Raw genomic sequence first — 20,586 nt, 5'->3', positions numbered from 1 at the left:
CGCGTCGGTTGCCAACGAGTTTTCGGGACGGGTGAATCCTTTCGGGTCGCCGGTGCCTCTTATGTGTGTCGCGACGGACGTCGGGACAGGACACGGAGGTTTGTTGTGGTCATCGGTATCGGTGTTGTCGTCGGTCTGGTGTTGCTCTGCACGTGCATGGTGGTCGTGAAGCGCAAACGAGCTGGGCGTGGGTGAGTCACGGTGGCCCGATGAGCGATTGATCGCCTCCGCGCAGAGCGGTGACGTGGATTCGATCGCGGCACTGGTCTCGGGGTCGCATCCGCACATCCAGCGCTTCGCCCATTCCCTGTGCGCCACACCGGAAGACGCCGAGGACGCGGCGCAGGAGGCGCTGATCATCCTGTATCGCAAGATCGGGATGTTGCGGGCCTCCGGTGCGCTGGCGTCGTGGATGTTCCGGATCGTTCGCCACGAGTGCCTGCGTCGCGTGCGGACGAGCTTGTCGGGACGAATCCTCGTGCAGGACAACATCTCGGCTGCCTCGGCCGAGGACGAAGTGCTGCGACGTCTGGAAGCGGGCCGGGTGGCGGCCGCGGTCGCCGACCTGCCCGCCGACCAGCGCAGCGTGCTGATCATGCGCGACATCCAGGGCTACAGCGGTCGGATGGTCGCCGATGCGCTCGGGCTCAGTACCGCGGCGATGAAATCGCGGCTGCACCGGGCACGAGCGACCGTTCAGCAAGCGTTGCAGGCCACGCCTGATGAGGCTCCCGGAGGAAATGATGAGTGACGATTTCGCGAGTAAGTCCATGGTCGAGCACCTGGTACGCGGCGGGGTGGGGTTCGGCGCGCTGGTCGGGTCGGTGGCGCTGATCCCCGTGGCCGGGCCGCTCAGCTTGTTGCTGCTGCCCGTGGGTGTGATCGCGCTGCGCGGGTGTCCGACGTGCTGGGCGATCGGGCTGATGCAGACCATCTCGCGGGGCCGGCTGCGGCGCTCCTGTGACAACGGCCAGTGCACACTGACCGTCGGCGACACCCACCGAGTCGCTCCTTAGCAGCGCACGCCGTCGAGCGGCCGGCAACTCCGTCGGCCGCTCGACGGCAGTCACGCCGCGCCGAGCAGCGGCAGGCAGGGCGCGAGTCCGTCGATCTCGACGGCTGTTCGCTGCTTGCTCTCCCATCGCCCGCGCGAGAGCCGCACCCGGCGCATGACCGTGACCTTCTCGCGCACCGCGAGGCGCTGGATCCCGTCGGGCTCATAGCCGAGCTTCTCGGAGACTCGGAACGAGGACGGGTTGTCGGCAAAGGCGCCGGAGACCGCGTCGGTGGCGTGTAACCCCGCGAAGGCCAGATGCAGAACCGCTGCGCGCATGTCGGTGCCGATGCCTCGCCCCTGGTGCCGGAAGCCGATCCAGGAGCCGGTGCCGACCTCACGCAGGGTCGCGAAATCACGGGCGCGGATGCTCTGCTGCCCGACGATGCGGCCGTGCTCGAAGACCGCGAGGTTCAAAGTCCAGTCGTCGGGGGACCAGCTGCCGAGCTGGAGCCAATGGTGCTGAACCACCGAGCGTGCTCGTTCGCGAGGAGGGAGATCTGTCCACGGGACCGTGAACGGCATGCGGTCGGAGTCGTGCACGCCTTCCGCGGCGAGGTCGGCCAGTGCGGCGAGGTCTTCGTCCGAGGGCAGACGAAGTTCGAGGCGGGGTGTGGTCAGGCGCAGTCCGAGCAGTGGCCAGTGGTCGATGAGCATGAGTCATTGTGCCGGGCGAGCCAGATCCGGCTCCTCTGATTTTCGCGCACTGTGCCCCTGACGCCGCTAACCCCCGAACAGCAGATACAGCCCGGTGAACGTGAAGCCGACCATGGTCAGCATCAATGCCAGCTGCCCGGTCAGCCGGTGACGCGGCGGTAGCAGGACAAGGCAGCGGTCGTGCGCGGCGGCGACGCCGAGGAGGTGGCCGATCAGGACAGCGAGCACTTTGCAGGTCGCGAGCGCACTCGGATGACTCGACAGCACGTAGGCGACATCTCGATCGGCCAGACCCGCGATGTTCCATCCACGGTCGAGTGGGTCCGCCAGCAGCAGTACCGTCGCCTGCCCCTTCTCGAGGAGAAACGTGAGGTAGTGGGCGATCAGATAGCCCGCCACGATCGGGGTGAGACTGAGCGCCAGCCGCCGCGGCAGCAGCGCTCGATCTGCGGGGGAGAGGCCACCGGTGGCGCGCGCGGCGACGGAGAACAGCCCCCCGACCACCCCGATGAAGACCAGCAGTCCGGCCGTGCGCACCAGTGTCGCGTCGACGACCGGAGCCAGGTCGTCGACCAGGACGCGCCACCGCGGGAAAGTGGAGAAGCTGTCGAAGGCGGTGGATCCGAGCAGCGTCGCCGCGACCGCGACAGATCCGGCGAGTCCGGGAGTCCCCGCGAGATTGTTCAGCGGCATGCGCAACACCGGCTGCCCCGCGCCGTCGCGGCCGTAGGCGCTCAGGTGCGCCAGCAGCGTGCTGTACACCTCGAGCGGATCCGCCCGCTCTGCCCAGACGGTGCCGAACAGCACGAGACCGATCGTGGTCACGACCAGATAGCCGAGCAACCAGGTCAGCACCGCGCTCACCGACCCCGGTGCGTGCCACGCCAACTCCAGCCACACGAAGGAGAACAGGCCAGCAGCGGCCGGGAGGTAACCCCAGCGCTCGCGATAGCGGAGAAGACCCTGCTCCGGCGATCGCCGCAGCAGCAGACAGCCGAATCGATGGATCGCCCTGACCGGGGAGATCACCTTCCAGACCGGCCCGACCAGCAGGGACGCCACCATCACCGCGACCCAAACGCCGATGTAGAGCACTCCGGGCACCGGGTTGCGGGCCGGATCCGGGGAACCGAACACCGCGATGACGACCACACAGACCGTGACGACCACGCTCGCCACGGCGATGACCGTCCGCGTCGCGCGGGCGTCGACCATCCGGCGTACCGGCGTCGGCAGGGGGACTCCCGGCGAGGCGGGGTCGAGACGGGGTCGACGCCAGGCGAGGAACAGCAGCGCGAACGAGAAGGTCAGCGCCCACGCCGCGCCGATCAACGCGTAGGTGAGCGGAATCGGCAGGTCAGCGGCACCGTTGAGGCCGTGGGCGAGGGGGCTCACTGCCGGACCAGCAGTGTCGTCACCGTCCGTCCGAGGTGGTGCAGTTCGATCTCCACCCGGCCCGGCACCGTCACGGTGAAGTCGAACTGCTGGCCGGAAGCCGCGGCGACGGGAAAGGTGTGCGCGGGGGCGGAGTGGACATGCAGTTCGTCGGTGGCGTCGCTGTCGACCCGCAAGACGATGCGTTGCCCGACTTCGGCTTCGGTGCGCGTATTGGCCGGGGACACCGCGCCGTTCGCGATCCGGATGTCGATGGTGCGGGCCGTGCTCGCGGGCTCGGCGCTCGGCTCGGACTCCGCACCCGATGAGCAGCCCAGCAGCAGCGAACCCGCGGCGACCGTGACAAGGCCGTACCGGAGCCGACGATGTGTCACGGATTCTCCTCGGCGTGGTCGGTCGGCGCGGATCGTTCTCGTGCGTCCTCGTTTTCGCGTTTCTCCGCGCGCCGATCACGCATCGCGATGAACAGCACCAGACCGACCAGTGCCACCGCGGGCAGGAAAGCCGGAATCGCCAGCAGGAGGGAGTGGTCGGCGAGCAGGTCGACGTTCTCCTGGCGAATCATGTTATGGCCGTTGCCTTCTGATCCGGTGTGCTGCCCGCAGCCAGATAGCGATCGTTGACGCGGGCCGCACCCCACGCCATCGCCGCGATCAAGGCCAGGCTGCACGCCAGCACCACCAGCCCCGCGAGACCGATCAGCCAGGACGGATGGTCGAAGGACCGTTCGCGCTGCAGGACCGAGATCTCCTCGACGAACGGCCGCGTGAAGCTGTCGGGCGCCGGCACCTCCGCGGCGCCGATGCCGCGATCGAGCGGCATGAAGATCGGGAGCGCGGATTGCATGCGCCCGTCCTGCAGGCGAAGCAGCGTCTTCCAGGTGCCGTGCACGGGCACCGAACGGGTGGAAACGAAGTGGTCGTCGGCGACGCGACGGAGCTTGTCCACGACGAGGCCGTGGCCGGGACTGTCCTCGCCGGTACCGCCCTGCCACGCCAGGATCTCCACCCATTCGGGATCGGCACCGATCAAATTCCCGGGGTTGAGCCGGACATCGGCGGTGACCATCCGCCCGCCCTGCTCGGGATCGGCGTCGGTCAGCACGACGGTCGCCGACGCGTTCTCCGGTACCCGGATGATCAGCCCGTTCGCGGTGGCCGCCGCCGCGATGACCACCGCGGCGACCACGATCGCCCGCCGCACCGGGGGTTTGGGCAGCGCCTCGCCGCGCAAGACGGTGCCGAGCATCGCGCCGATCACACCGCCCGCCACACCGACCGGCACCGCCATCGCGAGCAGCTCCGGCCACATCCCGCCGACCCAGGGATTGACGAACATCCGCTCGATCCACAGCGATTCCAGCCAGATACCCACCGTCGCCACACCGAGCCCGGTGAGCGCGCCCCACCACAGCGGTCGGCGAATCAGCGGAACGAGGGCGAGCAGTTCGACCACGATCGCGGCACCGAGGTAGAGCGGAAACACATTGCGCGGCGCCTCGAATCCGGTACCGACCAGGACCGCGACGATGGAGCGCACCGCGAACGCGAACGCCACCAGGACCAGGGTGCTGAGTGCGCCGAGCGTCAATCGCGCCGAGATCAGGGCGATGGTGGCGGCGAAGACGATCAACATCGGTTGCAGCACCAGCCGGAACTGCTCGACGCCGAAATCGAACTCGACTCCGAAAACCGACAGTCCGATGACCAGGCCGCCGAAAGCGAACGCCTGGATCGCCCACAGCATCCGCCCGTCGGCCCGCTCGGGGTCGGGCCGGTTGTAGCGGCCTTCGAGTTCGAGCACGAGCACGCCGATCAGCGACAGACCGGCACCGCCGATGAGCATGAGATGCGTGGGCCCCCAGAGTGTGACGTCCTGGCCGAACAGCCGGTGCCAGATGTCGTCGAGCGGGAAACCGATCAGCGCGTACAGACCGGCACCGGCGATCAAGATGCCCCCCACGGGGGCGTACCAGTCGCGGGTGATCTTCACCGCGGCCCGGCCCGGCTTCTCGTCGAGCGGCAGGATGATCGCGAGCATGCCCGCCATGAACAGGAAGAACAGGCCGACCAGGATGAAATAGTGCGCCGGGTTGGCCAGCGGTCCGTCGTCGCGGCCCTTGCCGACATGCAGACTCACATCCCAGATGAAGCCGAGGAACGCGGTCAGGATGGTCGCGAGAAACATCGCGATCGGCAGCGCCACCCAGCCGGGACGATTCATGAGGCGACCGCTGAAGTCGGCCAGCCGCCGCAGCCAGGTGATGCGCCGGGTCCGGTGCAGGTAGGCCACCCACAGCAGGACCGCACCGACCACCGCGGCCGCGCCGGTCATCAGCGCGACCTGATCGAGGGCCGCGCCGCCGCCTTCGGTGCCCGGCTCGGCCAGAATCGTCGACGGATCGCTCAACACTGTGGCCACGGCAGTCCTCCGATATGTCGAAGCGCCCGGTCTGCGGGGTAACGAACAGTATCCCGAATTCCGCGCTACACCGATACCCCGCGCGCGGGTCGCGGTCGAGCGCTCAGCCGCGCGAGGTGGCTACCCGGCCGGACGCAGCTGCTGCCGGTACTGCTCGCCCCAGGTCTCCATCAGCCGGATGATCGGGACGAGACCGCGGCCGAAGTCGGTCAGCTCGTACTCGACCCGGGGCGGGACCTCCGGATACACGGTGCGGGTGAGGACGCCGTCGCGCTCGAGTTCGCGCAGCTGCGCGGTCAGCATCCGCTGGGTCACGTGCGTCATGGCGCGGCGCATCTCGGTGAACCGGGCCGTTCCCTCGCTCAGCTGGAAGACGATCATGCCCTTCCATTTGCCGCCGATCACATCGAGGGTGACCTCGACCGGGCAGTCGAAATCGAGATCCTGCTTACGTTTGGCCATGCGCATCCTCGTCTCACCGGCACAGGTATGAAAAAGGGTACCGGGTAACAGAAATGTGCGTTCTTACGCGGATATTCCCCGTCGGGCAGGCTCGATCCAGCAAGCAGAACCGGTCCCGACAGGAGTTTCAGACATGGCCCAGCTACTTCAGCTCGATGCCAGCCCGCGCCGATTGCGCTCCCACACCCGCACCCTGGTCGGGGAGTTCGTGGCGCGCTGGCACGAGGGCCGACCCGGTGACACGGTGGTCCGCCGCGACCTCGGCCACGAACCGCCTCCGCACCTCACCGAGGACTGGATCGCCGCCGCCTTCACCGCACCGGGGGAGCGCACCCCGCAGATGCGCGAGACCCTGGCCTACAGCGACCAGCTGGTGGACGAGCTGTTCGCCGCCGACGTGCTGGTGCTCGGAGTCCCCATGTACAACTTCGGGGTTCCGGCGATGCTGAAGGCCTATATCGACCAGATCGTCCGGGTCGGCCGCACTTTCTCCTTCGACCCCGAGGCCGCGGCGCCGTACACGCCACTCACCGCCGGCAAACGCGCCTTCGTCATCGTCGGCACCGGTGACGCCGGCTACGAGAGGGGCGGTCCGCTGGCGAGCATGAACCATGTGGAGCCGTACCTGCGCACGGCGCTGGGTTTCATCGGCATCGACGAAGTCGAGTTCGTCTACACCGGCAACGACGAATTCGGCGGTGAGCGCCTACAGCGATCCCTCGAACGCGCCCGCAACCGGGTAGCCGACCTGACTCCTGAGCGCGAAGCCGTCGAGTTAGCGTGCTGAGAGTGCGCGGTGATGCCGAAACCCCGGACAGGGCCCGGGGTTTCGGCAATTCGACCTTGATCGTTCGGGGTCAGCGAGTGGCGATGATCGCCGAACCATGGCCGAAGAGGCCCTGGTTCACCGCGATACCCGCGCGGGCGTTGTCCACCTGGCGGCCCTCGGCCTGGCCGCGCAACTGCCAGGTGAGCTCGCAGACCTGGGAGATGGCCTGTGCGGGGATGGCCTCACCGAAGCAGGCGAGGCCGCCGCTGGGGTTCACCGGTACCCGTCCGCCCAATGTCGTTGCGCCACTGCGCAGCAGAGCCTCCGCTTCGCCCGTCTCACAGAGCCCGATGTCCTCGTACCAGTCCAGTTCCAGCGCGGTGGACAGGTCATAGACTTCGGCGAAGGACAGGTCGGCGGGACCGATTCCGGCCTCTTCGTAGGCGGCGTGCGCGATGGCCGAGCGGAACGTGCGAGACGGGGGCTCGACGGCCACGGCGGAATCCGTCGAGAAATCCGGCAGATCGAGCACGGTTTTCGGGAACGTCGGGGTGACCGTCGAGAGCGCGGAGATGCGCACCGGATCGGCGATGCCGTGGCGGCGTGCGTAATCCATCGACGTCAGCACCAGCGCGGCCCCGCCGTCGCTGGTCGCGCAGATGTCGAGCAGCCGCAACGGGTCCGACACGATCGCCGAGGCCGAGATCTCCTCGACCGAGACTTCCTTGCGGTAGCGGGCGTTCGGGTTGTTCAGGCCGTGCCGGGAGTTCTTCACCTTGACCGCGGCGAAGTCGTCGAGGGTGGCGCCGTGCAACGCCATGCGGCGGCGGGCATAGAGTGCGAAATAGATGGGGTTGGTGGCGCCGAGCAGATGGAAGCGCAACCAGTCCGGGTCATCGCGGCGCTCGCCACCGACCGGCTGGAAGAAGCCCTTCGGGGTGGTATCCGCGCCGACCACCAGCGCCACCTCGCACAGCCCGGCCAGGATCTGGGCGCGCGCGTTGGCGATGGCCTGCGCACCGGAGGCGCAGGCGGCGTAGCTACTCGAGATCTGCGCACCCGACCAGCCGAGCGCCTGCGCGAACGTCGCGCCCGAGACGAAACCGGGGTAGCCGTTGCGGATGGTGTCGGCGCCGGCGATGTAGCCGACATCGCGGTGGTCCAACCCGGCATCGGCCAGCGCCGCACGCGCCGCCACCAGACCGTATTCGACGAAGTTGCGCCCCCACTTGCCCCACGGGTGCATGCCCGCGCCGAGGACGGCGATGTCGCGATCGTTCGTGTCAGTCATTGACCGGCCTCCACATCCACACCGTGTGCTCTGCGTCCTCGTCCTCGTACAGCGTCCCGACGGTCAATTCGACCGGCATGCCGACGGCCAGATCGTCGACGGTGAGACCGCGCACGACCTGCCCGAGAATCACCATCTGCTCGACCTCGAGCTCCACCGCCGCAACGACATAGGGGACGAAGGGATCGGCCGAGACGTAGGGCGCGGGCGGCTTGTACCGGGCGTCCGCGTACGACCAGATCCGGCCACGGGTGGAGAACAGGTACTCGACGAGCTCGGAGCCGTCGTGGGTACCTGTGCACTGGGGGTTGCGGCAGGCGAGCGTGTTCTTCGGGAAGTACGGCGTACCGCAGTCGTTGCAGCGAGTTCCTCTGAGACGTACCTGGCCGTCGTCCGCAGTGAACCAGTCAGCCACGGCGGGGCGTTGTTCTTTCTGCACGTGGCCGACGGTATAGGAACACGTTCTACTTTGGGGCGGAATTCCGTTCCAGCGCTGCTCGGGCGCGGGTACGGTGGGCGGATCGAGGACGCGATGACATCGATCTGGAGTACCGCGCGATGGGCACCAAAGCTATTGACCCGCAGTCGATTCGCAACGTCACGATCATCGGCGATACCGACGGGGCGGCGCGCGTCGTCCATCGCCTGCGCCGATGTTTCGGCGACACCGAGAACACGATCCGCTGGTCGATGGACGGAATCGAGCACACGATTCGCGTCACCGAGCTATCGGGCGACCCGCTCATCGCCGACCTGGAACGATCGATCCGCCTGGCCGACGGGGTCATCGTGGTCGTGAACGCCGCCGTGCGGAGCACTCCGCGACTGGAAACCATGCTGCGAGTCGCCGACGACCACCAGGTCGCCCGCCTGTGTCTGGTCGGCGGCCTGGATCACCCCGCCGCCGACTTCCCCCGCTGTGTTCGCACGATCGCCGACACGCGCGGGGCCGCGCCGTTGGCGCTCCAGATCCCCGTCGGCACCGGCGCCGACTTCGACGTCATCGACCTGGTTCCGCTGTCGGCACTCGAACCCATGGGCGCCGAATCCTCGGGAAGTCGACGGGAACCCGTCGAGCGCTGGTCTCGCGCGCTCATCGAGACCCTGACCGAACAGCGCCCCGCGGACTCGCTCACCGTTCGAGACCTGCACACCCGCATCCGCCGCCGCACCCGCCACGGTGACCTCGTGCCCATCCTGTGCGGCGCACCCCTCGCGAGCGACGACATCGCCCCACTCCTGGACGCCATCGTCCGCTACTTGCCATCGCCCTTGTATGTGTGCCAGCCAGAGCACGCCCTCGACTACTGACCACCGCGTCCCGGCCTGATCGGAACGTGGCTCAGTCATGGTGGGGGTGGTGTGCCGAGTCGCGTCACCCACCCACCGAAGTGCATAATCGAACGTATGTGCGACTCGATTCGGCTCTACCTGCGCAATGGACGCTGGACGGAACCAGCGCCGCGCTTCTGCCCCAACGGCCACCGGCTCGGGGCAGGCCGTTCGCTCGTCAGCGTGCTGCCCTGCCTCCGCATCGGCGGCCATCACCGAACGCACACCTGCCTCGCCTGCGCCACGACCATCTACTGCCCACCGATCCACACCGACTGCGAGCACTAGCCCCTGCGCCGACCCGAAATCCTTGTCCGGTGAACGATCTACAGAGGGATGACGATGGGCCCGCACGAGTTGGCCCCGACGGCGCACCCGATCGCAGTGAGCACGGACTGCACCAGCGAGGAAGAGCCGGTGCCCAACGAGCTGCTCCCAGAACCCTGCGGGGATTCCGCAGCGGCAGGCCCGGCGGCGGCGACCAGTCCGGCGGTGATGACCAGGACTGCGGTACCGGTGCGCAACGCCCGGCTGGTGAAAGTCATGCCGAAATCGTACGGTCGATCAACTGATCCCGACCGCCCCCGAATCCTGGGGCACCGGTGGTGCGAGGACTATCGCCGTCCACCTGCAACATGAAATGTGGGCGCAGAGGGGTTCGAACCCCCGACCGCTGGTGTGTAAAACCAGTGCTCTACCGCTGAGCTATACGCCCTGGCACCGCCGGGGAGTACCGGCGGTGTCGGGTTATGAATCTAGCGCGGCGAGGGCTTTCTCCCAAGCCGCCTGGTCACGGGCTTGTCCGGGGCCGTTCATCTCCGCGAAGGTGATGTAGCCGGACTTGTCGACGACGAATGTTCCGCGGTTGGGATAGCCGGATTTCTCGTTGAAGACGTCGTAGGACTGGGTGACGGCGCCGTGCGGCCAGAAGTCCGACAGCAGGGGGAACAGGTAGCCCTGTTCCGCGGCCCAGATCTTGTGGGTGGGGGGCGGGCCGACGGAGATCGCGATGATCTCGGCGTCGTCGTTCTGGAATTTGGGCAGCTCGTCGCGGACCTTGCACAGCTCGCCCTGGCAGATGCCGGTGAAGGCGAGCGGATAGAACACCAGCAGCACGTTCTTCTTGCCGCGGAAATCCGACAGGGTGACGGGCTGGTTGTTCTGGTCCTTGAGCGTGAAATCCGGCGCGAGAGTGCCAACCTCTAGCGGCATACTACGAATCCTCCGTCGTGTCGGGTCCCAGCCGGGCATGCGAGCCCAACTGAGACCCTAGCGAACGGCGGATTCAGCGCTGTTTGGACGGTGCCTTCGGCTGAACGAGGCGTGAGCCCGTCCAACTGCCGAGGCTGATGGTGGATGTCTGGGTCAGGCCGGCCGTGGGTGCGGCTTCGGCGATCTCGCTCGGATCGACATGGCCCTGTTGACCGGTCTTGGGGGTGAGGACCCAGATGAAGCCTTCATCGGCCAGCGGGCTGATGGCATCCATCAGCTCGTCGGCCAGATCGCCGTCACCTTCTCGCCACCAGAGCAGGACGGCGTCGACGACCTCATCGGAGTCTTCGTCGACCATTTCGCCGCCGCTGACCTCCTCGATCTCGGCGCGCAATGCGTCGTCGGTGTCCTCGTCCCAGCCCAATTCCTGAACAACCAAGCCGTGAGAAATGCCAAGCTTCTGAGCGTAGTTCTGCGCGTCCGCCGCGGCGACCACGGTGGTGTCCTCCCTAAACTTCCGACAGTAAGATAGGTGCAAGCGAACATGGTTATCGGCCGCAGCGCAAGCCGATCGGATGAATTGGGACCGTATGCCGCGTGTCGGCAGGGCAAAATCGGCCGTCTCAACAGGCGTCGTGGACTGCGGTGCGTGCCTGGTTGATGGTGCGGCTGGCCTCGTTGAGCTTGCCGACAGGTGAGTTGTAGGTCATCTTTCTGGTCTGCACGGCCAACTCGCGCGCCGCGACGACATAGGCGGTGAATTTGTCGGCCAGTTCGGTCGGCAGCGCGCCCGCCGCGGCGACGACGCCCGACTCCACTTTGGTCGCCGCGTTGTCGAGGGTGGTGGCCGCGGACTCGCGTTTGGCGGCGTAGTCGGGAGCGTTGGTGTCGTGCGCGGAGACGAAGTCGTTGTAGGCGGTGACGCCGGCGCCGGTGGTGGTGGCGAACTGCCCGCAGTTGTCGGTGATCGCGCGCTCGCGCGCGGCCGCGGCGCGCGAGGACGCGGCTGCCGAGGACGACGCCGCGGCCGTGGTCTTGTAGGCGGCTACTTCGGCCGCGTCGGTGGTCGGCGTGCCGGGAATCTGCTCGGCGCAACCCGCCACCACCGAACCCGCGGTCACGGCGACAAAGGCGCAGATCAGCCCCAGTCGGCGCGCGTGCAGCACCCTCATCGTCCGGCGTTCCCTCTCACTCACGTGCGTGACTCGCATTTCCCCGCAGAACCTACCTAATGGTATTCGCGTCGAGGTGATGACCTCGGCAGCCGTTTCGGTAAGGATGGGGGTGCACCCGAACCTTTCGCAACGGGTGGTCCGCACACCAAGCGGGCAGGCCCGGGGACGGCGACGCCGACCAAGCAGTTCAGCCCCCTTCACGAGGAGCAGATTTGACCGACCTGATCCACTCTGCAGCTTCCAACGATCCAGTAGCGACCTCCACCGGCGGCGGTGACTCCACTACCAAACCCACCGGTGAACGGGTGCGGGTCATCCGCGAAGGAGTGGCGTCGTACCTACCGGATATCGACCCCGAAGAGACCAGCGAATGGCTGGAATCCTTCGACGACATGCTCGACCGGGAAGGCCCGGGTCGCGCCCGCTACCTGATGTTGCGTCTGCTCGAGCGAGCGGGCGAACGCCGTGTCTCGATTCCGGCGCTCACCTCCACCGATTACGTCAACACCATTCCCACCGAGAACGAACCGTGGTTCCCCGGTGACGAGGAAGTCGAGCGCCGCTTCCGCGCCTGGATCCGGTGGAACGCCGCGATCATGGTGCATCGCGCGCAGCGCCCCGGAATCGGTGTCGGCGGCCATATTTCGACCTACGCGTCCTCGGCGGCGCTCTACGAGGTGGGCTTCAACCACTTCTTCCGCGGCAAGGATCATCCCGGCGGCGGCGACCACGTCTACATCCAGGGCCACGCCTCGCCGGGCATCTACGCGCGCGGTTTCCTCGAGGGCCGCCTCAGCACGGATCGGCTCGACGGATTCCGTCAGGAATACAGCCACGGCGGCCTCGGCAAGGGTCTGCCGTCCTACCCGCATCCGCGGTTGATGCCGGACTTCTGGGAGTTCCCGACGGTGTCGATGGGCCTTGGCCCGATGAACGCGATCTACCAGGCCAGGTTCAACCACTACCTCACCGATCGCGGCATCAAGGACACCTCCGACCAGCACGTGTGGGCGTTCCTGGGCGACGGCGAGATGGACGAGCCAGAGTCGCGCGGCCTGATCCAGGTGGCCGCCAACGAGGCGCTCGACAACCTCACCTTCGTGATCAACTGCAACCTGCAGCGGCTCGACGGCCCGGTGCGCGGCAACGGCAAGATCATCCAGGAACTGGAATCGTTCTTCCGCGGCGCGGGCTGGAACGTGATCAAGGTGGTCTGGGGCCGGGAGTGGGACGCGCTGCTCGGCGCCGACCGCGACGGCGCGCTGGTGAACCTGATGAACTCCACCCCCGACGGTGATTACCAGACCTACAAGGCCAATGACGGCGCGTACGTGCGCGATCACTTCTTCGGCCGTGACCCGCGCACGAAAGCGCTGGTGCAGAACATGTCCGACAGCGAGATCTGGAACCTCAAGCGCGGCGGCCACGACTACCGCAAGGTCTACGCGGCGTATTCGGCGGCGATGGCGCACAAGGGCCAGCCGACGGTGATCCTGGCCAAGACGATCAAGGGCTACACCCTCGGCAAGCACTTCGAGGGCCGCAACGCCACCCACCAGATGAAGAAGCTGGCGCTGCAGGACCTCAAGGACTTCCGCGATCTGCAGCGCATCCCGATCAGCGACGCCGAGCTGGAGAAGGACCCGTACCTGCCGCCGTACTACCACCCCGGCATGGACGATCCGGCCATCGAGTACATGCTGGCCCGGCGCAAGTCGCTCGGCGGTTTCGTGCCCGAGCGTCGCTCGCCCGCCAAGCCGCTGAAGCTGCCGGGCGACGAGGCCTACCGCTCGGTGCGCAAGGGTTCGGGCAAGCAGAAGGTCGCCACGACGATGGCGCTGGTGCGCCTGGTCAAGGAACTGTTGCGCGACAAGGAGATCGGCAAGCGGATCGTGCCGATCATCCCCGACGAGGCCCGCACCTTCGGCATGGACTCGTGGTTCCCGACGCTGAAGATCTACAACCGCAACGGCCAGCTCTACACCTCGGTCGACGCGGAACTGATGCTCGCCTACAAGGAGAGCGCGGTCGGCCAGATCCTGCACGAGGGCATCAACGAAGCCGGTTCCACCGCCTCGTTCACCGCGGTCGCCACCTCCTACGCCACCCACGGCGAGCCGATGATCCCGCTCTACATCTTCTATTCGATGTTCGGCTTCCAGCGCACCGGCGACAGCTTCTGGGCCGCGGCCGACCAGCTCGCGCGCGGATTCGTCCTCGGCGCCACCGCGGGCCGCACCACCCTCACCGGTGAGGGTCTGCAGCACAACGACGGGCAGTCGTTGCTGCTGGCATCGTCGAATCCCGCTGTGGTGACCTACGATCCGGCGTTCTCGTTCGAGATCGCGCACATCGTGCGCGACGGTCTGCGCCGGATGTACGGCGGCGGCGAGGCCGCGGCCAGTCAGCTGCCCGGCACCGAGGTGCCCGCGGTGGGCACGTTCGGCGGGGAGAACATCTTCTACTACATCACCCTGTACAACGAGCCCTACCAGCAGCCTGCCGAGCCCGACGACCTCGACGTGGCGGGTCTGCTCAAGGGTCTGTACCTGTACCAGAGTGGCGGTGAGGGCGAGGTTCGTGCCCAGATCCTGGTCTCGGGTGTGACCGTGCACGACGGGCTGCGCGCGCAGGAGATGCTGGCGCAGGAGTGGGGTGTGGCCGCGGACGTGTGGTCGGTGACCTCGTTCGGCGAGCTCCGCCGGGAGGCGCTCGACAAGGAGATCGCGGCGCTCAAGCGCCCCGACGCGGATTCGGGTTCGCCGTATGTCACCCAGGCGCTCTCGGCCGCGCGCGGACCGGTCGTCGCCGCGACGGACTGGATGCGCGCGGTGCCCGATCAGATCCGGCAGTGGGTGCCCGGCGACTACATCACCCTGGGCACCGACGGGTTCGGTTTCTCCGACACCCGCACGGCGGCGCGCCGGGTGTTCAACGTCGACGCGCAGTCGATCGTGGTCGCGGTGCTCGAGGGGCTGGTCCGGGACGGCACGTTCGACAAGGCCAAGGCGGTGGAAGCGGCCGCGAAATACGGCATCGACAGCGTGGCCGCCGCGCCGAAGCCCAGTGCGGACGCGGCAGAGGAACTCGCGTAGCGGACTATTGGACTGTGGAGCGCAAACCGCCGCGGCCCCGTCGGATCACCGAGGGCACCAGCGAACACGAGGTATACCTGCCGACGGGGGCTCTGTCCCCGAATCGGCAGACTCGTGATCCGCTGCCCGACACGCTGCTCAAGCGGGTCAAGCAGTTCTCGGGCCGGCTGTCCACCGAGGCCGTGGGGTCGATGCAGGACCGGCTGCCGTTCTTCGCCGATCTGGACGCCGCGCAGCGAGCGGGCGTGCAGATGCTGGTGCAGACGGCGGTCGTGAACTTCCTGGAGTGGTTGCAGGATCCCGATTCCGATATCCGCTTCAGCCTGGACGCGTTCCAGGTGATTCCACAGGATCTGGCGCGGCGGCTCACGCTGCGCCAGACCGTGGACATGGTGCGGGTGGCCATGGACTTCTTCGAGCAGTGGCTGCCCGCGCTGGCGCGCAACGATCGTCAGCTGGTGGCGCTCACCGAGGCCGTGCTGCGATACGGGCGTGAGCTCGGCTTCGCGGCCGCCTCGGTGTACGCCAGCGCCGCCGAGTCGCGTGGGGCGTGGGATACCCGCCTGGAGGCCCTGGTGGTCGACGCGGTGGTCCGGGGCGACACAGGCCCGGACATGCTGTCCCGGGCCGCCACGTTGAACTGGGACGCCACAGCGCCCGCCACGGTGCTGGTCGGCACGCCGCCGCTGGACCAGGGTGTGTCGACGGTCGGCGCGGTGCACACCATCGCGTCCAAGCACGGCAGAGCCGCGCTGGCGGTGGTGCAGGGCGCGCGACTGGTGATGGTGGTCAGCGGGCACCTGGGGGAGTCGGGCCTCGGCTCGCCGTTCCTCACCGATCTGCTGGCCGAGGTGTTCTCCGACGGCCCGGTGGTGATCGGCCCCACGATGCGCACCCTCGGGGCGGCGCACGCGTCGGCGATCGAGGCGCTGGCGGGGATGGAGGCCGTTGTCGGCTGGCGCGGGGCGCCAAGGCCCGTTCACGCGACGGAGTTGTTGCCCGAACGCGCGTTGCTGGGCGATAGAGCTGCGATAGAGGCGTTGAACGAGTATCTTGTGCTCCCGTTGGCTGCTGCCGGATCTTCGTTATCCGACACACTCGACGCGTACCTGGATTGTGGTGGAGCAGTAGAAACTTGCGCTCGGCAGCTGTACGTCCATCCAAATACCGTTCGGTACCGACTCAAACGAATCGGTGAAGTCACGGGCCGTGATCCGATGAATCCACGCGACGCGTATGTGCTCCGAATCGCAGCAACAGTGGGCCGTTTGACACGAACGCATAACGAATCATCTCCTCCTGTCACAGAAACCCCACCCGTCCCACTGGCTCACGACCCCCTGTAACGGGATTGGCGAATCGGTCGATCCCGACACCCCACCTCGGATTTTGTGGGACCCCTACAAAAGCGATCGGAAAGCTTCATTCGCGCCGACATCTCGTGCGGCGGGGGTCACAGTGTTGTCTTAGGGAGTGATCGCGTTGCTCACCCCTGGACAGGGGTCCCAGACACCCGGCATGCTCACGCCGTGGCTCGCACTTCCCGGTGCGACTGATCGCCTCGAGCTCTGGTCGAAGGCCGCAGGCCTCGATCTGGTCCGTCTCGGTACCACCGCGACGGCGGAGGAGATCGTCGACACCGCGGTGACGCAGCCGCTCGTGGTCGCCGCCGCCCTGCTCGCGTTCGCCGAAATCGCCCCCGGGTCGATTCCGGCGGATACAGTCGTCGCCGGACACTCGGTCGGCGAATTCGCCGCAGCCGCTGTCGCCGGTGTCATCACCGCCGACGAGGCAGTCGCCCTCGCCGCCATCCGCGGCCGGGAGATGGCCAAGGCCTGCGCGCTGGAGCCGACCGGCATGTCCGCGGTGCTCGGTGGCGACGAAGCCATCGTGCTCGCACGGCTCGCCGAACTCGATCTCGTCCCGGCCAACCGCAACGCGGTAGGCCAGATCGTCGCCGCGGGCCGCCTGGAAGCTCTGGCGGAGCTCGCCGCGAACCCGCCGGAGAAGGCACGGGTCCGCGCGTTGCCCGTCGCCGGTGCGTTCCACACCGTCTTCATGGCCCCGGCACAGGAAGCTGTCGCCGATGCCATCGCCCAGATCTCGCCGAGCGACCCGATCCGGACGCTGCTGTCGAACTTCGACGGGCAACCGGTCACCTCGGGTGCCGACGCGATCGAAAAACTTGCCGCTCAGGTTACTCGCCCCGTGCGCTGGGACCTGTGCAACGAGACCATTCGCGCCGCGGCCGTCTCGGCCGTGGTCGAGTTGCCGCCGGCGGGCACGCTGGTCGGCATCGCCAAACGGGAACTGAAGGGCACGCCCAATCTGGCCCTCAAGACCCCGGAAGACCTCCCCGCGTTGGCCGAACTGACCACCTCGGGCTAGCTTTCCCCCCGGCGGTCCTGCACAGCGAAGTGCGGACCGTTCACGACCCTACAAACAAGCAACAAGAAGGGAGCCACCAAAGTGGCCGCTCTGACCCAGGAACAGATCGTCGAAGAACTCGGCAAGATCATCGAAGAGGTTACGGGTATCGAACCCTCCGAGGTGACCCTCGAGAAGTCCTTCGTCGACGACCTGGACATCGACTCGCTGTCCATGGTCGAGATCGCTGTGCAGATGGAAGACAAGTACGGCGTCAAGATCCCCGATGAGGATCTGGCCAGCCTGAAGACTGTCGGTGACTCCGTCGCTTACGTCCAGAAGCTCGAGGCCGAGAACGCCGACGTCGCCGCCGAGCTCAAGGCCAAGTTCGACAGCGCCGGCGAGTAGGGCCGAACTTTGACCACTCCTGCTCCCAGTACTTTGAACGGGAACTTCCCCAACGTCGTCGTCACGTCGATGGCGGCGACCACGTCGATCGCTGGTGATGTCGATGCGACGTGGAAGGGACTCCTCAACGGTGAGAGCGGAATCGACGTTCTCGAGGATTCCTTCATCGAGGAATACGACCTGCCGGTGCGAATCGGCGGTCACCTGAAGGTCAGCCCCGACAGCCTGTTGAGCCGGGTCGAGATCCGCCGCATGGCGTATGTCGAGCGCCTGGCGACCGTTCTCGGTCGTGAGGTGTGGAAGAACGCGGGCAGCCCTGAGGTCGACAACGACCGTCTCGGCGTCGCGATCGGCACCGGACTCGGCGGCGGCGACGCCCTGATCGACTCGGTCGACAAGCTGAAGAACGGTGGCTATCGCAAGATCTCGCCGCTGGCTGTTCAGATGGTCATGCCGAACGGTCCGTCGGCGGTCGTCGGTCTCGAGCTGAAGGCCAGGGCGGGAGTGGTCACTCCGGTCTCGGCGTGCTCGTCGGGTTCGGAGGCCATCGCCAACGCGTGGCGGATGATCGTGATGGGTGACGCCGACATCGTTGTCACCGGTGGTGTCGAGGGCTTCATCGACTCGGTGCCGATCGCGGCGTTCTCCATGATGCGCGCGATGAGTACCCGCAACGACGATCCGAAGGGTGCTTCGCGCCCCTTCGACAAGGATCGCGACGGTTTCGTCTTCGGTGAGGCCGGCGCGCTCATGGTCATCGAGACCGAAGAGCACGCCAAGGCGCGCGGTGCCACCATCCACGCTCGTCTGCTGGGTGCCGGTATCACGTCCGACGGGTTCCACCTGGTCGCTCCCGATCCCGAGGGCACCGGTGCGGCCAGGGCGATGACTCGCGCGATGCAGACCGCTGGTCTGACCAAGAGCGACATCACCCACATCAACGCCCACGCGACCGCGACGCCCATCGGTGACTCCGCCGAGGCGAACGCGATCCACAAGGCGATCGGTAAGCACGCTTCGGTGTACGCGCCGAAGTCGGCACTGGGTCACTCGATCGGGGCCGTCGGCGCCCTCGAGTCGATCCTCACGGTGCTCGCGATCCGGGACGGCATTGTTCCGCCCACACTGAACCTGGACAACCAGGATCCGGAGATCGATCTCGATGTGGTGCACGGAGAAGCCCGTCGCCAGGAAATCGAGTACGCGATCAACAATTCCTTCGGTTTCGGTGGGCACAACGTCGCGCTCGCCTTCGGTCGGGCCTGAGCCGCCGACTGCATTCCGATCCCCGGTGGGGGTCGCGCCAACTGAATGGTTCGACCCCCACCGGCGGTTCGCCACAGCAGCCGCCGTCGCGGCAATCTTTACGAAGGAGTGAGCGCGATGACCATCATTGCTCCCGCGTTTCAAGACACCACCACCGATCCGCGCGACCCACTGGGTCGGCTCCAGCGCTTCTTCGACCCCGGCACCGTCCTGCCGCTGCATCCGCGCGACCGCTCCGGCGTGCTCGCCGCGATCGGCGAGGTCGACGGGGTCCGCACCGTGGCCTACTGCTCCGACGCGACCGTCATGGGCGGCGCGATGGGGGTGGAGGGCTGCAAGCACATCGTCGACGCGATCGACACCGCGATCGAATCCGGCATTCCCGTCGTCGGGCTGTGGCACTCCGGTGGCGCGCGCCTGGCCGAGGGTGTCGAGGCGCTGCACGCGGTAGGCCTGGTCTTCGAGGCCATGGTGCGCGCGTCCGGCCTGGTGCCTCAGATTTCGGTGGTGCTCGGCTTCGCCGCCGGTGGCGCCGCCTACGGTCCCGCGCTGACCGACGTGGTCATCATGGCGCCCGAGGGCCGCGTGTTCGTCACCGGACCCGACGTCGTTCGCTCGGTGACGGGCGAGAACGTCGACATGGCGACCCTCGGTGGTCCCACCACACACTTCAAGAAGTCCGGCGTCTGCCACATCGCCGCCGACGACGAGGCCGATGCCCTGCACCGCGCGCGCCGTCTGGTCTCGATGTTCGCCGAGCAGGGCGAGTTCGACCTGGTCGCGGCCGAGCACGGCGACGTCGACCTCAAGGCGATGCTGCCGGAGTCGCCCAGGCGCGCCTACGACGTGAAGCCGATCGTGCACGAGCTGCTCGACAATGTCGACGGTGAGTCCTCCTTCGAGGAACTCCAGGGTGGCTACGCCCGCAGCATGGTCACCGGCCTCGGCCGTCTCGGCGGTCGCACCGTCGGCGTCCTGGCCAACAACCCGCTGCGCCTTGGCGGCTGCCTCAATTCCGAAAGTGCCGAGAAGGCTTCACGTTTCGTGCGCCTGTGCGACGCGTTCGGCATCCCGCTGATCGTGGTCACCGACGTCCCCGGCTACCTGCCCGGCGTCGGCCAGGAACTCGAGGGCGTGGTCCGTCGCGGCGCGAAGCTGCTGCACGCCTTCGCCGAAGCCCGCGTCCCCCGCGTCACCCTGGTGACCCGCAAGATCTACGGCGGCGCCTACATCGCGATGAACGCCCGCGCCCTCGGCGCCACCGCCGTCTACGCCTGGCCCGGCTCCGAAGTCGCCGTCATGGGCGCCAAGGCCGCCGTCGGCATCCTGCACAAGAAGGCACTCGCCGCCGCTCCCGAATCCGAGCGCGAAGCCCTCCACGAGCGCCTCACCGCCGAACACGAGCAGCTCGCGGGCGGCGTCGAACGCGCCGTCGCCATCGGCGTGGTCGACGAGGTCATCGACCCCGCCAAGACCCGCAGCATCATCGCGGCGGCCCTCGCGGCGGCCCCGGCCCGCAAGAGTCACCACAAGAACATTCCCCTGTGATCTGAACTGACGCAACACCTTCGGACCCCGGGAGATTTTCCGGGGCCCGAAGTTGTGGTGGGTCAGCCGACTGCTCGGGGACGATCCCCCGTCTACCGCGCCGCCGCCGTGGCTGTTCAGGGGATAATGGCAGG

General features: G+C 67.4%; 23 protein-coding genes and 1 tRNA gene. 11 read left to right on the top strand and 13 right to left on the bottom strand.

The features are described from left to right. Positions 1-187 precede the first annotated feature (187 nt). Together ACFWFP_RS34130 and ACFWFP_RS34125 are read left to right on the top strand one after the other, a co-directional pair. Positions 188-751: an RNA polymerase sigma factor gene (locus ACFWFP_RS34130; protein ID WP_379302071.1), complete on the top strand. Its 564-nt coding sequence runs from the start codon at positions 188-190 to the stop codon at positions 749-751. Next, positions 744-1,016 (top strand): hypothetical protein, encoded by a 273-nt coding sequence (locus ACFWFP_RS34125; protein ID WP_379302070.1) that lies wholly within the window; start codon positions 744-746, stop codon positions 1,014-1,016. The genes ACFWFP_RS34130 and ACFWFP_RS34125 overlap by 8 nt, the downstream gene beginning before the upstream one ends. A 50-nt stretch (positions 1,017-1,066) precedes the next feature. Here ACFWFP_RS34125 and ACFWFP_RS34120 read toward each other — a convergent pair whose 3' ends face one another. The 6 genes from ACFWFP_RS34120 to ACFWFP_RS34095 all read right to left on the bottom strand — a co-directional run bounded on the left by ACFWFP_RS34120 (position 1,067) and on the right by ACFWFP_RS34095 (position 5,989). Next, positions 1,067-1,711: a GNAT family N-acetyltransferase gene (locus tag ACFWFP_RS34120; RefSeq protein ID WP_379302068.1), complete on the bottom strand. Its 645-nt coding sequence runs from the start codon at positions 1,709-1,711 to the stop codon at positions 1,067-1,069. Between the two features lie 66 nt (positions 1,712-1,777). Further along, complete coding sequence (locus ACFWFP_RS34115) at positions 1,778-3,106, bottom strand: hypothetical protein (RefSeq protein WP_379302066.1); 1,329 nt, start codon at positions 3,104-3,106, stop codon at positions 1,778-1,780. Then, positions 3,103-3,480 carry a hypothetical protein gene (locus tag ACFWFP_RS34110; protein ID WP_379302064.1) on the bottom strand — a complete coding sequence of 126 codons (378 nt, stop codon included), beginning with the start codon at positions 3,478-3,480 and terminating at the stop codon, positions 3,103-3,105. The genes ACFWFP_RS34115 and ACFWFP_RS34110 overlap by 4 nt, the downstream gene beginning before the upstream one ends. Further along, entirely contained in the window at positions 3,477-3,671 is a 195-nt protein-coding gene (locus tag ACFWFP_RS34105; RefSeq protein ID WP_379302062.1) for a hypothetical protein, read from the bottom strand. The genes ACFWFP_RS34110 and ACFWFP_RS34105 overlap by 4 nt, the downstream gene beginning before the upstream one ends. Further along, on the bottom strand, positions 3,668-5,440 hold the full coding sequence (locus ACFWFP_RS34100) for a hypothetical protein (RefSeq protein WP_379302109.1): 1,773 nt from the start codon (positions 5,438-5,440) through the stop codon (positions 3,668-3,670). The genes ACFWFP_RS34105 and ACFWFP_RS34100 overlap by 4 nt, the downstream gene beginning before the upstream one ends. Positions 5,441-5,647: 207 nt before the next feature. After that, positions 5,648-5,989, bottom strand: a complete 342-nt coding sequence (locus tag ACFWFP_RS34095) for a winged helix-turn-helix transcriptional regulator (RefSeq protein ID WP_379302060.1) — start codon at positions 5,987-5,989, stop codon at positions 5,648-5,650. A gap of 133 nt (positions 5,990-6,122) precedes the next feature. Between ACFWFP_RS34095 and ACFWFP_RS34090 the strand changes: the two genes are divergently transcribed. After that, complete coding sequence (locus ACFWFP_RS34090; RefSeq protein WP_379302058.1) at positions 6,123-6,776, top strand: FMN-dependent NADH-azoreductase; 654 nt, start codon at positions 6,123-6,125, stop codon at positions 6,774-6,776. Between the two features lie 70 nt (positions 6,777-6,846). On the opposite strand, the gene ACFWFP_RS34085 is transcribed toward ACFWFP_RS34090, so the two are convergent. Together ACFWFP_RS34085 and ACFWFP_RS34080 are read right to left on the bottom strand one after the other, a co-directional pair. Next, on the bottom strand, positions 6,847-8,049 hold the full coding sequence (locus ACFWFP_RS34085; RefSeq protein ID WP_379302056.1) for a lipid-transfer protein: 1,203 nt from the start codon (positions 8,047-8,049) through the stop codon (positions 6,847-6,849). After that, complete coding sequence (locus ACFWFP_RS34080; protein WP_379302054.1) at positions 8,042-8,488, bottom strand: Zn-ribbon domain-containing OB-fold protein; 447 nt, start codon at positions 8,486-8,488, stop codon at positions 8,042-8,044. Before ACFWFP_RS34080 ends, ACFWFP_RS34085 begins: the two co-directional genes overlap by 8 nt. 119 nt (positions 8,489-8,607) lie before the next feature. On the opposite strand from ACFWFP_RS34080, the gene ACFWFP_RS34075 reads away from it, so the two are divergent. Both ACFWFP_RS34075 and ACFWFP_RS34070 read left to right on the top strand, forming a co-directional pair. Continuing rightward, positions 8,608-9,360 carry a GTP-binding protein gene (locus ACFWFP_RS34075; protein ID WP_379302052.1) on the top strand — a complete coding sequence of 251 codons (753 nt, stop codon included), beginning with the start codon at positions 8,608-8,610 and terminating at the stop codon, positions 9,358-9,360. Positions 9,361-9,456: 96 nt separating this feature from the next. Next, complete coding sequence (locus ACFWFP_RS34070) at positions 9,457-9,669, top strand: hypothetical protein (protein ID WP_379302050.1); 213 nt, start codon at positions 9,457-9,459, stop codon at positions 9,667-9,669. A 38-nt stretch (positions 9,670-9,707) separates the two neighbouring features. Here the strand turns inward: ACFWFP_RS34070 and ACFWFP_RS34065 are convergent, their stop codons facing one another. The 5 genes from ACFWFP_RS34065 to ACFWFP_RS34045 form a co-directional block, all read right to left on the bottom strand. Then, positions 9,708-9,926 (bottom strand): hypothetical protein, encoded by a 219-nt coding sequence (locus ACFWFP_RS34065; RefSeq protein WP_379302048.1) that lies wholly within the window; start codon positions 9,924-9,926, stop codon positions 9,708-9,710. Between the two features lie 98 nt (positions 9,927-10,024). Then, positions 10,025-10,096 (bottom strand) — tRNA-Val (locus ACFWFP_RS34060). Between the two features lie 32 nt (positions 10,097-10,128). Further along, positions 10,129-10,593, bottom strand: coding sequence for a peroxiredoxin (locus ACFWFP_RS34055; protein ID WP_067456651.1), 465 nt, complete (start codon positions 10,591-10,593; stop codon positions 10,129-10,131). Between the two features lie 73 nt (positions 10,594-10,666). Beyond that, complete coding sequence (locus ACFWFP_RS34050; protein ID WP_101469203.1) at positions 10,667-11,089, bottom strand: DUF3052 domain-containing protein; 423 nt, start codon at positions 11,087-11,089, stop codon at positions 10,667-10,669. A 127-nt stretch (positions 11,090-11,216) separates the two neighbouring features. Beyond that, positions 11,217-11,765 carry a hypothetical protein gene (locus ACFWFP_RS34045; RefSeq protein WP_378639088.1) on the bottom strand — a complete coding sequence of 183 codons (549 nt, stop codon included), beginning with the start codon at positions 11,763-11,765 and terminating at the stop codon, positions 11,217-11,219. Between the two features lie 215 nt (positions 11,766-11,980). On the opposite strand from ACFWFP_RS34045, the gene aceE reads away from it, so the two are divergent. From aceE to ACFWFP_RS34015, 6 genes are all read left to right on the top strand, one after another. Continuing rightward, a complete protein-coding gene (aceE, locus tag ACFWFP_RS34040; protein ID WP_379302046.1) occupies positions 11,981-14,863 on the top strand; it encodes a pyruvate dehydrogenase (acetyl-transferring), homodimeric type in 2,883 nt (960 codons plus the stop codon). A 44-nt stretch (positions 14,864-14,907) separates the two neighbouring features. Continuing rightward, positions 14,908-16,209 carry a PucR family transcriptional regulator gene (locus tag ACFWFP_RS34035; RefSeq protein ID WP_379302107.1) on the top strand — a complete coding sequence of 434 codons (1,302 nt, stop codon included), beginning with the start codon at positions 14,908-14,910 and terminating at the stop codon, positions 16,207-16,209. Positions 16,210-16,336: 127 nt separating this feature from the next. Beyond that, positions 16,337-17,251: an ACP S-malonyltransferase gene (locus ACFWFP_RS34030; RefSeq protein ID WP_379302044.1), complete on the top strand. Its 915-nt coding sequence runs from the start codon at positions 16,337-16,339 to the stop codon at positions 17,249-17,251. 81 nt (positions 17,252-17,332) lie between these two features. After that, positions 17,333-17,638, top strand: a complete 306-nt coding sequence (gene acpM / locus ACFWFP_RS34025; RefSeq protein ID WP_056821158.1) for a meromycolate extension acyl carrier protein AcpM — start codon at positions 17,333-17,335, stop codon at positions 17,636-17,638. A gap of 9 nt (positions 17,639-17,647) precedes the next feature. Continuing rightward, positions 17,648-18,904 (top strand): KasA/KasB family beta-ketoacyl-ACP synthase, encoded by a 1,257-nt coding sequence (locus ACFWFP_RS34020; RefSeq protein WP_379302042.1) that lies wholly within the window; start codon positions 17,648-17,650, stop codon positions 18,902-18,904. A gap of 117 nt (positions 18,905-19,021) precedes the next feature. Continuing rightward, complete coding sequence (locus ACFWFP_RS34015) at positions 19,022-20,452, top strand: acyl-CoA carboxylase subunit beta (protein ID WP_379302040.1); 1,431 nt, start codon at positions 19,022-19,024, stop codon at positions 20,450-20,452. Positions 20,453-20,586 lie beyond the last annotated feature (134 nt).

Source organism: Nocardia sp. NPDC060249 (assembly GCF_042728755.1).
GTDB lineage: Bacteria > Actinomycetota > Actinomycetes > Mycobacteriales > Mycobacteriaceae > Nocardia.
This window is presented reverse-complemented; position numbering and strand designations above follow the sequence as displayed.

Coding starts and splice junctions, on each gene's coding strand:
- ACFWFP_RS34125 (WP_379302070.1), top strand. CDS start 744: ATGAGTGACGATTTCGCGAGTAAGTCCATGGTCGAGCACCTGGTACGC.
- ACFWFP_RS34120 (WP_379302068.1), bottom strand. CDS start 1,711: ATGCTCATCGACCACTGGCCACTGCTCGGACTGCGCCTGACCACACCC.
- ACFWFP_RS34105 (WP_379302062.1), bottom strand. CDS start 3,671: ATGATTCGCCAGGAGAACGTCGACCTGCTCGCCGACCACTCCCTCCTG.
- ACFWFP_RS34100 (WP_379302109.1), bottom strand. CDS start 5,440: ATGACCGGCGCGGCCGCGGTGGTCGGTGCGGTCCTGCTGTGGGTGGCC.
- ACFWFP_RS34095 (WP_379302060.1), bottom strand. CDS start 5,989: ATGGCCAAACGTAAGCAGGATCTCGATTTCGACTGCCCGGTCGAGGTC.
- ACFWFP_RS34090 (WP_379302058.1), top strand. CDS start 6,123: ATGGCCCAGCTACTTCAGCTCGATGCCAGCCCGCGCCGATTGCGCTCC.
- ACFWFP_RS34085 (WP_379302056.1), bottom strand. CDS start 8,049: ATGACTGACACGAACGATCGCGACATCGCCGTCCTCGGCGCGGGCATG.
- ACFWFP_RS34075 (WP_379302052.1), top strand. CDS start 8,608: ATGGGCACCAAAGCTATTGACCCGCAGTCGATTCGCAACGTCACGATC.
- ACFWFP_RS34070 (WP_379302050.1), top strand. CDS start 9,457: ATGTGCGACTCGATTCGGCTCTACCTGCGCAATGGACGCTGGACGGAA.
- ACFWFP_RS34065 (WP_379302048.1), bottom strand. CDS start 9,926: ATGACTTTCACCAGCCGGGCGTTGCGCACCGGTACCGCAGTCCTGGTC.
- ACFWFP_RS34055 (WP_067456651.1), bottom strand. CDS start 10,593: ATGCCGCTAGAGGTTGGCACTCTCGCGCCGGATTTCACGCTCAAGGAC.
- ACFWFP_RS34045 (WP_378639088.1), bottom strand. CDS start 11,765: ATGAGGGTGCTGCACGCGCGCCGACTGGGGCTGATCTGCGCCTTTGTC.
- ACFWFP_RS34015 (WP_379302040.1), top strand. CDS start 19,022: ATGACCATCATTGCTCCCGCGTTTCAAGACACCACCACCGATCCGCGC.